Annotated in this window: 13 protein-coding genes and 1 pseudogene; 5 read left to right on the forward strand and 9 right to left on the reverse strand. The window is 45.8% G+C overall.

Annotated features, from left to right (window positions below):
- Positions 1-90: 90 nt before the first annotated feature.
- The 3 genes and pseudogenes from AB4124_RS01710 to AB4124_RS01720 all read right to left on the reverse strand — a co-directional run bounded on the left by AB4124_RS01710 (position 91) and on the right by AB4124_RS01720 (position 2,143).
- Entirely contained in the window at positions 91-717 is a 627-nt protein-coding gene (locus tag AB4124_RS01710; RefSeq protein ID WP_430179902.1) for a LysE family translocator, read from the reverse strand.
- A 363-nt stretch (positions 718-1,080) separates the two neighbouring features.
- Positions 1,081-1,371, reverse strand: a pseudogene (locus tag AB4124_RS01715) (YmaF family protein); the annotation flags it as partial.
- A gap of 10 nt (positions 1,372-1,381) precedes the next feature.
- Positions 1,382-2,143, reverse strand: coding sequence for a DUF2935 domain-containing protein (locus AB4124_RS01720; RefSeq protein WP_430105872.1), 762 nt, complete (start codon positions 2,141-2,143; stop codon positions 1,382-1,384).
- A 371-nt stretch (positions 2,144-2,514) separates the two neighbouring features.
- Between AB4124_RS01720 and AB4124_RS01725 the strand changes: the two genes are divergently transcribed.
- Together AB4124_RS01725 and AB4124_RS01730 are read left to right on the forward strand one after the other, a co-directional pair.
- Positions 2,515-3,177: a CatB-related O-acetyltransferase gene (locus tag AB4124_RS01725; RefSeq protein ID WP_339291452.1), complete on the forward strand. Its 663-nt coding sequence runs from the start codon at positions 2,515-2,517 to the stop codon at positions 3,175-3,177.
- A 297-nt stretch (positions 3,178-3,474) separates the two neighbouring features.
- Positions 3,475-4,551, forward strand: a complete 1,077-nt coding sequence (locus AB4124_RS01730; RefSeq protein ID WP_430105874.1) for an SDR family oxidoreductase — start codon at positions 3,475-3,477, stop codon at positions 4,549-4,551.
- Between the two features lie 56 nt (positions 4,552-4,607).
- On the opposite strand, the gene AB4124_RS01735 is transcribed toward AB4124_RS01730, so the two are convergent.
- Positions 4,608-4,982: a winged helix-turn-helix transcriptional regulator gene (locus tag AB4124_RS01735; protein ID WP_430105876.1), complete on the reverse strand. Its 375-nt coding sequence runs from the start codon at positions 4,980-4,982 to the stop codon at positions 4,608-4,610.
- A 33-nt stretch (positions 4,983-5,015) separates the two neighbouring features.
- Positions 5,016-6,365, reverse strand: coding sequence for a PLP-dependent aminotransferase family protein (locus tag AB4124_RS01740; RefSeq protein ID WP_430105878.1), 1,350 nt, complete (start codon positions 6,363-6,365; stop codon positions 5,016-5,018).
- Between the two features lie 169 nt (positions 6,366-6,534).
- On the opposite strand from AB4124_RS01740, the gene AB4124_RS01745 reads away from it, so the two are divergent.
- From AB4124_RS01745 to AB4124_RS01755, 3 genes are all read left to right on the forward strand, one after another.
- On the forward strand, positions 6,535-7,518 hold the full coding sequence (locus tag AB4124_RS01745) for a glycoside hydrolase family 43 protein (protein ID WP_339267071.1): 984 nt from the start codon (positions 6,535-6,537) through the stop codon (positions 7,516-7,518).
- A gap of 166 nt (positions 7,519-7,684) precedes the next feature.
- Positions 7,685-8,350 (forward strand): YczE/YyaS/YitT family protein, encoded by a 666-nt coding sequence (locus AB4124_RS01750; protein ID WP_441970795.1) that lies wholly within the window; start codon positions 7,685-7,687, stop codon positions 8,348-8,350.
- A 141-nt stretch (positions 8,351-8,491) separates the two neighbouring features.
- The gene (locus AB4124_RS01755) at positions 8,492-9,160 is read left to right on the forward strand and encodes a hypothetical protein (RefSeq protein WP_441970797.1); all 669 of its coding nucleotides are present in this window, start codon (positions 8,492-8,494) and stop codon (positions 9,158-9,160) included.
- A 130-nt stretch (positions 9,161-9,290) separates the two neighbouring features.
- Here AB4124_RS01755 and AB4124_RS01760 read toward each other — a convergent pair whose 3' ends face one another.
- The 4 genes from AB4124_RS01760 to AB4124_RS01775 form a co-directional block, all read right to left on the reverse strand.
- Positions 9,291-9,929, reverse strand: coding sequence for an SdpI family protein (locus AB4124_RS01760; protein WP_339267076.1), 639 nt, complete (start codon positions 9,927-9,929; stop codon positions 9,291-9,293).
- Positions 9,913-10,197, reverse strand: coding sequence for an autorepressor SdpR family transcription factor (locus AB4124_RS01765; RefSeq protein WP_076324201.1), 285 nt, complete (start codon positions 10,195-10,197; stop codon positions 9,913-9,915). The genes AB4124_RS01760 and AB4124_RS01765 overlap by 17 nt, the downstream gene beginning before the upstream one ends.
- A 230-nt stretch (positions 10,198-10,427) precedes the next feature.
- Positions 10,428-10,931, reverse strand: coding sequence for a GNAT family N-acetyltransferase (locus AB4124_RS01770; protein WP_339291461.1), 504 nt, complete (start codon positions 10,929-10,931; stop codon positions 10,428-10,430).
- A 145-nt stretch (positions 10,932-11,076) separates the two neighbouring features.
- A complete protein-coding gene (locus AB4124_RS01775; RefSeq protein ID WP_441970800.1) occupies positions 11,077-11,658 on the reverse strand; it encodes a TetR/AcrR family transcriptional regulator in 582 nt (193 codons plus the stop codon).
- Between the last annotated feature and the right edge of the window lie 17 nt (positions 11,659-11,675).

Consider the following 11,675-nt stretch of genomic DNA (forward strand, 5'->3'; position numbering starts at 1 on the left):
CCTCTTCCGAAATATCGAGCCAAGTCGTTTTATAATTAGCCAGTCGTGACATCCTTCTTGTTTTGTCAGGTCACCTCTATAAAAGAGTTTTTAATTTTTTTGAGCGAAAGCGATTTTCAATCCAATAAGTGCAAAAATCGAGCCTTGCAAAATGTTAATCTTTTTGGAGATGGTAGGACTCTTATGCAGGAAATGTCCCAGTTTACCAGCAAATATACTGACAAAAGTGAAAATTATTATCGTTTGCACTAAGAATATCATTCCATATAGAAGCATTTGTAACGATACATTTCCAGCTTGATAATTTACAAATTGCGGGAGGAATGCAAGGAAAAACAGTGATACTTTGGGGTTAAGGATATTCATTATAATCCCTTTTTTATACAAAGACTCATGTTTTGAGGTGTTTAAATTAGTCTGTGCAAAACTCGAATCCTTTTCTCGAAATGCCTTATATGCTAAGTACAACAGATAAGCCGCTCCTGCATATTTGACAATTGCAAAGGCTACTGAAGATTGATAGATAATTGCTGAAATTCCGAAGGTTGCTGCAAGAATATGAACAATTAAGCCTGTACAAAGCCCCGCAGATGTTAAAATACCAGCACGTTTCCCTTTAGAAATACTTTGAGCCAAAACAAACATATTATCTGGCCCAGGTGCCAATGTTAACAAGATTGCAGCACTTAAAAATGATACTAATGTCAGAAAATCCACTATGAATCCTCCTTTTTTTTTATATAATTATAACCCCCTGTTCAAGATCTATCCACCGCCTAAACCAATCCAATTTGAGTTGGTTTACGTATATGAATGCACGACACATAGGAACACACGCCAACGCGTTGCCCCTTCTCTGCTATCTTCTGACCTTGTCACTAAAATGGCAGATCCTGATCAACTGAATCAATTACATGTATACATTGGACATCAAAAAGCCGCACCTGGAGAGGGAACGGCTTCGGTTTATGACTGAAAGGAATTCATTGAGTAAAAAAAGTCTACCAAATACCATTACAGTGCGGGCACACTCACCTAACAAGACGAAGATGAAAGTTCCTGACTTCGTTTGATGTTATTTTATCCTTGTTCATTACCCGTGTTTCCACTATATCGATGAGCATGTGGAATCCTGCCATCTACTGTGGTATAGCCTTCAAAATAATGATAGTGCCCGCCACCTGCCAAGGGAATGGCGGGGCCAGTTGTTCCTCTAATCATGTGCTTGTGTTGGTCATTAAATGATGTTTGGGCATGATAATTATGGACGTGTGGAACGCCACTTGGAGCTGGTTCAGTTACACCCACGTAATGATGGAAATGTCCAACATCAAAGGATGTATCTCCATTAAAGGGATGAACATGAACATTCCTCCTTTTCTTAATGTATGATTTCTTTCTTGTTAACCTTCATGCCAGACAACGACCGATCGAACATGTCAAGGATAAATAAGAATCGTTCAGCCTCACGAAAAACGTGATCTGCTAATAAGGGATGAATGATGCTTTTGATTCGACATTCCTCAATCAAGTCGCGGGCAGTCTTCTTAAAATCTCGCAATGATTTGACTGAAACGCGGTTTTCATCCACAAATTGACTTAGTAACGGATGGGTTTGCGATTGTGGACGCATGGAACTTAAGTCAATAGCTTGATACATCAGCGTATCAAAGTCTTGGCTAAACTCCCTTGCTTGTTCCACTAATTTTCGCTCGGATGGATCAAGCAGATGACCGATAAATTTCGCATGGTCAGCCATGATTTTCAAGAAAAATACATTTTCATCGATAATTGCATCAGGTAATGGTTCAAGTTTTCCGTTGTTGAGTTCCTCCAGCCGATTCCTAAAGTAATTGGCTTCTCGGCTAATGTGATCTACAAGCAGCGGGAAATTCGTCCCCCCAGGAAGCTGGCACCGTAGTATAAGCCCAAGTACCTTTCTCTTAAATGCCCAAATGTGTGCAGCCGCATTGTGAACTTCTGAATTAAACTGTCGAATCGTTTGCGGATCCGTATCTGCATGATATGAATGTGATCTTCTTTCAATCTCTTCAAAGATTGCATGAAATTGATTAGCCTCATTAATTAACTGCGTGTCTTCACATCTAAAACCTAGCCGCAGAAAAAAGGAATGTTCTTTCATAATGCGTGACCAAAAACGTATTTCGTCTAATGATCGGACTACAAAAGGATCCGACAAACCATATCCCGCCCTTCCGCACACTTAAAGACAACCATCTTTATTGACTTGATAGCAAAGTATATGGTGAAGGCATGTTTCAATATGCATCTGAGGTGAGAAAATGAGCAGGCGTAATGAATGAGCCAAAAATTCACTATATATTCAAACTGCGTGTTTGACGAAAAGATAATACGTTTGTTACAATCTCACCAACAAACAGGAAAAGGATGAGGACGATGGTTCGTCGTTTGAAAAGGTTTAAGAATGTAGCTATTGCACTAAGCTTCTGAGTAAATCATGATTTATTCTACTTAGAAGCGAGGAGAAAAAGAATGAAACAACATTCGTTTGAACATTGGTCCGAAATTAAGTATTTAAAGGATATTGTCACCAACCCCATGATTCAAGTAGGGGAATACTCTTACTATTCTGGTTATTACGATCATCATGATTTTGAAGATGGGTGCGTTAGATACCTATGGGGAGATGAAAAATCCAGAAGGTTGTTTAACCCCATCGAAGACCATGGTTGGCATATAGATAAATTGATTATTGGAAACTACGTATGCATTGCAAGTGGTGTAGTTATTTTAATGGGTGGAAATCACAATCATCATCCTGAATGGATAACCGTATATCCGTTTGTGGAGCAGATTGAAACTTCTTACCTACCAAAAGGCGATACAGTCATCGAAAGTGATGCCTGGATTGGAATGAATGCCATGATTATGCCAGGTGTGACCATAGGCGAAGGCGCCATTGTAGCGGCTGGTTCGGTTGTTGCAAAAGATGTCCCACCATATACTATCGTGGGCGGTAACCCTGCTAAAGAGATAAGGAAACGCTTTGCGGAAGAAGAAATTGAAAAGTTAAAGGAAATGCGATGGTTTGATTGGAAGCGCGAGAAAATTGAACGGGTCAGTCATATCTTGTCCAGTTCTTCCGTTGATCAATTATATGACTTTTATCAAAAAGAAATAAAACCATACGTTTAATTTCAGATCTTCTCATAGAAAAAACTAATAGTTTAAAAAGCAATAGTCCCTTCTTGGAATTCAAGAAGGGACTATTTTTCTGAGCCCGATCCTCAAAGTTTTGTTTATCATTCAAAACTCTTTTGTCATCCTGTTCAAAGAAACCCATTAGCTTCGTATCCCCTTAGATTTATGTGGTTGGCATTGCTTAAACATTACCAAAAGGTAACTAGGTCACTTCAAAGTGCGTACTTCTCAATCCGAACCCTAACGTGCAAAATGACATTAATCAAGAACATGTCGTTAGGAGATGAATTTATGAATACGGATCAACATTCACATTATTCGCAAAAGACGGCTTTGGTTGTAGGAGCCAATGGGGTGATCGGCCGCAACCTCATCGAATACCTTGCGACGCTTCCCGATTGGGATATTATTGGTGTATCGCGCCGAGGCGGGGAATCAACGAACCGCGTTCGTTATATATCGGCCGACCTGCTTGATCGCGAGGATACGATCGCCAAATTAAGTCACTTATCGGAAGTGACGCATATCTTCTATGCTGCCTATCAGGACCGGCCAACGTGGGCCGAGCTCGTTGCACCGAATCTGGCGATGCTCGTCCATGTAGTGGAAGCTATCGAGCCGATTGCTGCCAATTTGCAGCATGTCAGCCTGATGCAGGGCTACAAGGTATATGGCGCGCATCTCGGTCCATTCAAGACGCCAGCACGGGAGTCGGATGCCAACCATATGCCGCCAGAGTTCAATATCGATCAGCAGAACTTCCTCGAGGAACGGCAGCAAGGCAAAGCTTGGACCTGGTCAGCCCTGCGTCCATCCGTTGTCAGCGGCTTCGCCCTTGGAAACCCGATGAATCTGGCGATGGTCATTGCCGTCTATGCCTCGATTTCGAAAGAGCTCGGCATCCCGCTTCGTTTTCCAGGTAAGCCCGGGGCCTATCACACTCTGCTGGAGATGACCGATGCCGATCTGCTCGCGAAGGCTACAGTATGGGCAGCAACCGATGATCAATGCGCCAATCAAGCATTTAATATCACGAACGGGGACCTGTTCCGTTGGAACGAGTTATGGCCGAAGATTGCGAAATACTTTGACATGGAAACCGCACCACCCCTGCAGATGAATCTGGAAACGGTCATGGCGGATAAAGAGCCGGTTTGGAATCGTATGGTTGAGAAGCACGGACTTGCGGAGCACACGTATCAAGAGGTTTCCTCCTGGAAGTTCGGTGATTTTGTGTTCTCCTGGGATTATGATTTCTTTGCAGACGGTTCGAAGGCCCGCCGCTTCGGATTTCATGAGTATGTCGATACAGAGGCCATGTTCATGAACATCTTTGACGAGCTCCGGCGGCGTAAAATCATTCCATAAGGATAGAAGAGCCGACTTTATGGATTCAAAGTCGGCTCTTTCATTCACTATATCTTTTAATGCGGATCCTCCACTGCCGGCTTCTCCAGCACCATGGCGGATTCGCCATACTTCCGTTCGATATGCGTATCTCCCCATCTGCACATCAGATGAAGAATTTCCTTTAAGCTCCAGCCATACTCGGTCAATTCATACTCCACCTTGGGCGGAACTTGATTATACGTTTTGCGTAATATAACGCCCTCCTCTTCCAGTTCCCGCAGATGCTGTGTCAGCATTTTTTGCGTGATCTTGGGAATCAGGCTTAAAAATTCACTATTGCGTCTTTTACCGAAGGTAAGATGAAAGAGAATGACCGGTTTCCACTTCCCGCCAATGACCTCCAGCGTAGCTTCAACCGCGGTATTGTACACTTTGTCTTTATTCTCCATGTAAGCCTCGCTCCTTCGTTCCACGATATGACATCACCAACTATTTCCAACCTCCCGCTTTACTTCTTCGACTATCGCACGAACCCCTTCCTCGATCTGATCCAACCGTGCTCTGGAAATACTGATACGTATAAACTTCTCGCGTATAAGGTAGTCGGACAGATAAAACAGCTTGCCAGACACCACATGAATGTTCCGTTCTTGCAGCCGCCTGATCAATCGCTCCAGGTTAACAGTCTGCGGCAGCTTAAACAGCTTATATATTCCGCCATCGCCGGGTACGGCTTCAATCAATCCAGTTCCCTCGTATCGCTGCACAGCAGCATTCAGAGATTGCATTCGGACTTCATACTGGCTATAAATCTTCTGTTTGTGCCGCTCGTACATTCCGTTGCTGATATAAATTTCGAGCGCCGCTTGGGACAGCAGCGACGTATCCCCATAACTACTGTGGGCATTAAACGTTTGGAGCAAATGTTCCGGCAGGACGACGGCTCCCAGGCGCAATCCAGGGAAAATAATCTTGGAGAAGCTCTTCAAATACACGACATGCGAAGTTCGGTTGTAGGCATAGATGGGATCGTATCCCCGCTCCTCGCCGAGATCAGCCATATAATCGTCTTCCACAATGTAGACATTATATTTCGCCGCCAGGTTAGCAATAGCCTTCCTCTGTTCTGCACTATAGGTGGTGCCCAGCGGATTATGATATCTTGACATCGTATAGAAAAATTTAATATGTCCGGATCGGAAATGCCCCTCCAGAGCCCGCAGGTCGATCCCCGCTGCCGTGCGGGTTAATCCGATAACGGGTACTCCTTCACTCTCCAACAACTGCAAGTAGTTATTGTAGCTTGGCTGTTCGACCAGAATGGCGGAATGTCCGCCGGGAAACGGCATTTTTGTCAAAATCTCAAGTGCCTGCTGGGCGCCCGCCGTAATCACGATCCTCTCCGCGGCAGTGAACACTTGAGCTCCTGCCAAATGGGAGACCAGGGTATGGCGCAGTTTCTCCATCCCTTGCGGATCGCCATAGGTAAACAGTTCATATTTATAGGTATCAATCGCCTTGTTCAGGCAATGCTGAAAATCCAGATACGGGAATACATTCACATCCGGAGAGGCCGAAGAGAAATCGATCATGGTGCTGACACTCGCGTCTTCTTCCGCTTTCGGACGGTCGACCACATAATATCCGCTCTGGGATACGGAATAGATCGCATGTCGTTTCTCAAGCTCGGCGTAGGCTCGCAGCACGGTGCTGACACTGCATCCGTACGTGAGCGCAGCACTCCGTACGGAAGGCAGCTTCTGCCCGGGACGGTATTGTCCTTCCGAGATTTTGGATTCCATATCCGAGAGGATGGACAAGTATTTTCTCATCATGCACCTCCTGTCATTTCTATGCTTGATTATATCCGACCGAGCCTCAATCTAAAAAGATCTAATATTTTTAGGTAAAAAACCTAATTTTATTAGGTTTTTTGGGAGGAAAGCGTCTGATAGAATAAATACAAGCGCTTACAATGCAACGATTCAAGGAGGAAACGTGATGACCAAACCCGTACAGCCTAATGAACCGATCGTAACCCATATCTATACCGCGGACCCTTCCGCCCACGTATTCGAGGGTAAAATTTATATTTATCCATCCCATGATCTGGACCACGAGAATACCTCCAATGATAACGGCGACCAGTATGACATGGAAGATTACCATATTCTATCAATGGATGATGTGAATGCTCCATGCGTAGACCATGGCGAAGCCCTTCATGTAAAAGATGTTCCATGGGCGAAAAAGCAAATGTGGGCACCGGATGCTGCCTTCAAGAACGATACTTACTATTTATACTTCCCTGCCAGGGATCATGACGATATTTTCCGTCTTGGCGTAGCGACAAGCTCGTCCCCTTCCGGCCCCTTTAAGCCGGAGCCTCATTACATCCCGGGCAGCTACAGCATTGACCCTGCCGTATTCGTGGACGACGATAACCGGGCCTATATTTATTTCGGCGGCCTCTGGGGCGGACAACTGGAACAATGGCAGACCGGATCGCATATTTCAGATGCGGAAGGACCTGCCGCAGATGCGCCTGCCATCGGACCGCGGGTGGCTGAGCTGAGCGACGACATGCTTACTTTCAAGGAGACGCCGCGAGAAATATCCATCGTCGATGAGGAGGGCAACCCGATTGTCGCGGGGGATGAAGAGCGAAGATATTTTGAAGGACCTTGGGTTCATAAATACAACGGCACCTACTATCTTTCTTATTCTACCGGCTCAACACACAAAATCGTCTACGGCACGAGTCAAAGTCCAACGGGGCCTTTCGAGTTCAAAGGCACGATTCTAACACCTGTTATCGGCTGGACGACCCATCACTCCATCGTTCAGTTTCAGGATAAATGGTATCTCTTCTACCATGACAGCTCCCTCTCCGGCGGGGCCGACAACAAACGCAGCGTCAAGTTCACCGAGCTGACCTACCATGAGGACGGTACCATTCAGACGATTGATCCGTACGGTAAATAAGGCATACCAAGCTGAATTCCACGATGATGGAGTTCAGCTTTTTTTATTTCATTTTTTATACAGCTGCTTCGCTGTCGTTGTTTAGTGATATAATGAAAGCTGCTATCATTTTTTGATGTTAGTGTCGGCGGATCCATCTATATCATAACGAAGAAGGAATGCAACCATGACAAGGCAGCTTATGAAACGATATATCATCCTCATTGTAGGTCTATTCTTAATGGGACTTGGCACGGCTCTCGTGACCAAAGCCAATATTGGAACCTCCCCTATTGCCAGCGTACCGTATGTGCTGAGTTTAAAATTCCCCCTCTCCATGGGACTGATGACCATCCTGTTATGCCTGCTGTTTGTGGTGATCCAGGTCCTCCTGCTCGGTAAGCAGTTTCCCAAGATGCAATATCTGCAAGTGTTTGTCGGTGTTCTGTTTGGCCTGTTTCTGGATATGGGGGCGTATATTGTAAGTTCGCTCAACTTTACAGTGTATTTCATGAAAATTTTGGCGTTACTGACGGGCTGCATGATTCTGGCGATCGGCATCTATCTTCAAATCATCGCGAAAACGATCCTGAACCCGGGTGAAGGCATCGTGAAAGTCATCTCTGAAAAGCTCGGTGCCGAATTCGGGAACATTAAGATCATGTTCGACTGGACCCTGGTATCCATCGGCATCGTCATCTCGCTGTTTGCTTTCGGTTCGATTGAAGGCGTACGGGAGGGCACGGTCATTTCGGCTTTTCTGGTCGGTTATTTTATCAAGCTGCTGCGCCGGATCATGTTTCGTTTGCGCAGCAAAAGAGCCCGGGAAGCAGTGCTCGAGCAGAACTCGTAATTTTCATGAGAATCCTGTGGTTAAACGATCACATTTTGATTATAATGAGTGATAAGAGACGAAGAACGTCCCAGCGCATTCCTAATTTGGAGTGAGACCGGGGCGTTCTTTTTTTATTTATATGGGGAGGTATACCGTAAGATGGATTTTGAGAAGGCTCATGGGACATTTATGCATTATCATCTAAGGAACAGAACCGGAGAAAGAAGAGGTCGTCTGGAACGAGGGTATGGTGAGGCCGAAACCTTGTTTTGCCAAAATGTCTGGTGGCCGCTGCGTGGTCATTTTCGCGAATTACATCCACAATTCGAGGTGCTGGATTGGCGCGGACGATCCTATTATTGCAGCTTCGCCTTCATCACTCCGCATCTGAGGCTGATCATCGAGGTTAAACCATTTAGCACACATACAACCGAGATGGACCGGCAGAAATATTGCAACGAGCTGAATCGGGAAACCTTTTTATCCGCCATGGGTTATCAGGTGATTTCATTTGCTTGCGATGATGTGGCTCACCGCCCGGAGCTGTGCATGACGCTCCTGCGGATGGTCATAAACCGGTATCTGGCAGAACCGCATTCAACAAGTGTATCCACGGTAACAGAACGTGAAATCATCCGATTTGCATGCATGCTTGCACGACCCCTCCGCCCGATCGATGTGAAGACACATCTGCGTCTGAATCATCGGACCGCCCTTCGCTTCCTTCATTCTCTTTGCGATAAGGGGCTGTTAATTCCGGTAACCGGGTCCCAGGGCAAACATGTCGTGAAGTATGAGCTCCATCCCTATGCGGCGCAGTGCCTATAGCTGCTATGGGGGAGGTCTCCCGAACAGATAGACTCGCGCTTTGCCGTAAAATAAACAAGCTGACCCATTCGATCCTGGAGTCAGCTTGTTGGCAGTTCGTGTAGTTTATGCTTTGAGAACCCGCCCGTTATTACACACCCTTTTTATACAAAGAGAATGAGTATATCGCTGGAGCCGCTGCAATCAGTATAATGATAGGGACAACTGCGACGGCAAGGTTCACCTTCAGAAACGCCATCAGGATCATGAACGCTCCGCCTGCCATCCATAGATACCCTGCAAAACGATGCGTTTTATTCCAATTATCCTGGCTGTTCAGCGTCCAAGGCAGCTTGATGCCCACCGTATAATTCTGTTTGCTCTTCGGCAAATAATTGCCGGTGACCACGAGAAGCATGCCCACGAGAGCCGGTGCAATCGTCTGGATCGGCAGCTCGGCCCCCATGGCCTTGAACAGCGTGATCGGCATGAGAATGAGAGACAGCGCGGGGATGAGCCAAAGACCCATCGTTCTTAAAACCGGGGCAGCATTCATTTTCTTAGGATCGTTGTTAAGCGCTACATGCATAATGACGTTAATAACTGCCGTAAACAACGGAAGCACAAACGCCGCAATCGCCTTCGACACATAATTATCCGGATTGCCCGCCGCGTCCCAGTGAACAGCCACCTGCTCAGGCAATTGGCTATATAGCGTCATTGATAAAATAATCGGCAACAAACAGATCAGCGTTGTTATAACCAGCATCGAACTATTCTTTTTCCCCATCTTGTTTCCCCCCGTTAAATTGTGAAAACCACAACATAATTTCTTCGAAAACGGACACGTTGATCTCATAGTAAATATAATTTTTATATTTCGTTTCAAATATCAGCCCGGCCTTCTTCAGCTGCGATAGATGATACGAAATAGTTGCCCCGGTCATATCGAAATGCTGGCCGATCTCTCCGGCTGACATTTTACCGCGCTTGAGCATAACGAGGATGTCCCGTCTCACCGGATCAGACAACGCCTTGAATGTTTCCGGAAACCCCAATGTGCATCACCCATATTTTCTATTTAGAATTTCATCTAAATACATTATCTCTCATCCCTGCACCGAATGGCAATACCTATTTTGAAAAAAATCTAAATAGAAGATAAAATGGGTATCCCGACAGGCCCCATCACCATAACCAAGAAATCGTTACTTATCTTAAAACAACAAAAGTCCGCTGCGGAACAGCACATGAGCTGATCCTCAGCAGACTTACTTTCAAGGTCTGTTTATCCAAGTACCTTTTCAAATACCGGAAAGCTTGCTGTTCTGCCCGGGAAGTTGACTTCTCCCCGCAGGTCATAACCTAATCCTTGATACAGCTTGAGTGCAGCGGTATTCTTGGCATAGGTATCCAACCGAAGACTCGTGTAGCCCTCTCGCGCGGCATATTCTTCGGAGAAGGCTACCAATTTTCGCGCAATGCCCTGTCCGTGTGCTTCCGGATCGACGGCAAGCCGATGCATCATGAGATGCGGTCCCTCTACTTGCCTCCAATTAATGGTCTCGTACTGTTCATCCTGCGTTTCATCGAGGACTACGATCCCCAAGATCCGGCCTTCGCGCTCAGCTGCAAACAATGTTCCTCGCTGCAAATCCTCACCGATCACCTCTCGGTTCGGATACTGATCATCCCATTGATCGCTGCCTCCGGCCTGCATGACCGCAACACAGCGGGTTATCAAAGCCATGATCTCTTGAAGATCCTCTATTCGTCCTGTCCGTATGTTCATATCCATCGATGCACCTACTATTGTTTTTTAGAACAGTTTACTATGCTTGGACGGCTGCAACAACACCTAAACATGAAACCCAAAAGGCATCCGCGAATTACTTTGGTGGGATAGCGCCTTTAAACGTTCCAGTTAGGATGACCATTTATCTAAGCAATGTAAGAGTCACCTCTATCGTATTATTTACGAATGAGCGCTCCGGACGGGATTTCAACATGACGGTCAGCCCAATTAGCGATACGATGAGCGCTTGTGATAAAGCTTTGGCGTTTGTGTCACTCGCAAGCTCGCCCGATTGTATGCCTCGTTCAATGGTTTCTTGAAATATGACCGCCAGGTACATCTGATGCTCCCTTGTCAGAATTTCAAATTTCTCATCATGAGGCGCAAGCTCGACCATCGTATTGATGCAAAAGCATCCTCGGCTGCGGCTTACGGAATATTCCTCATCAACCACATTCTCAAAAAGAACTCGAAAAGCCTCTCTGACCGATGGCTTGTTTTGAAGCCTGGTTCGCGCCTCGGAAGCATGCGACATCGTGTATTTTCGCAGAGCGGTTTCGAACAGTTCTTTCTTGTCGCCAAAGGCTGAGTATATACTGGGCCGCTGAATACCCATTCTGGAGGTCAAATCGCTTAATGAGGTAGCCTCATATCCCTTCTCCCAAAATAACTGCATCGCGGCATCTAATACTTTCTCTTCATCAAATTCGCGGACTCGTCCCATATTGAAATACCTCTCGT

The organism is Paenibacillus sp. 2KB_20 (assembly GCF_052115765.1).
Classification (GTDB): domain Bacteria; phylum Bacillota; class Bacilli; order Paenibacillales; family Paenibacillaceae; genus Paenibacillus_AQ.